Below are 683 nucleotides of genomic sequence, written 5' to 3' on the forward strand. Positions count from 1 at the left end.
CGTCGCTGAAGTACGGTGTGTGCGGTGCGGCCCCCGTTGACGCCGATATCGTTGCCCGCGCTGAACAGCGGCTGGGCTGCGTCATTCGTCAGGGGTATGGGATGACGGAGGCTTCGCCGGCGATTCTTGGTGTGGGCGATGCTGACTGCTCCAGCACACCGTCGGGATGTGTGGGCACCTTGATGCCCAGTACCCAGGCCCGGTTGGTGCAGCCGGGTACCGATGTTGATGTCGCGCCGGGGTCGGCGGGGGAGCTTCTGATCCGCGGTCCTCAGGTGATGTCGGGGTACCTGGATAACGCGCAGGCGACTGCCGAGACGATTACCGGGGGGGGGGCTGCATACCGGTGATGTCGTTCGCATCGATGCCGACGGGTTCTACTGGGTTGTGGATCGGTGCAAGGAACTGATCAAGTACAAGGGTTATCAGGTTGCGCCGGCTGAGCTGGAGGCTGTGCTGCTCACGCACCCGGATGTGCGGGATGCGGCGGTGATCGGAGTGCCTCACCGTGAGGGTGGTGAGGCACCGAAAGCGTTCGTGGTGACCGACGCGGTCATCGACGTTGCCGAGCTGATGTCCTATGTCGCCGAACGGGTCGCCCCGTACAAGAAGATTCGTAGCGTCGAATTCGTTGAGATGATACCCAAATCGGCGACTGGCAAGATACTGCGTCGACTCCTCAA

General features: G+C 62.5%; 2 protein-coding genes. Both read left to right on the forward strand.

All coding sequences use genetic code 11. The annotated features are described in order from the left end of the window. Positions 1–350 (forward strand): AMP-binding protein (locus tag SBI67_RS29055; protein WP_318983907.1); only part of this gene is annotated, 350 nt, incomplete at its 5' end. Positions 351–387: 37 nt separating this feature from the next. Continuing rightward, the coding region (locus SBI67_RS29060; protein WP_413232593.1) for an AMP-binding enzyme at positions 388–683 on the forward strand (296 nt) is incomplete at its 3' end.

The organism is Mycolicibacterium chengduense, from assembly GCF_033741155.1.
In the GTDB taxonomy this organism is placed as follows: Bacteria; Actinomycetota; Actinomycetes; order Mycobacteriales; family Mycobacteriaceae; genus Mycobacterium.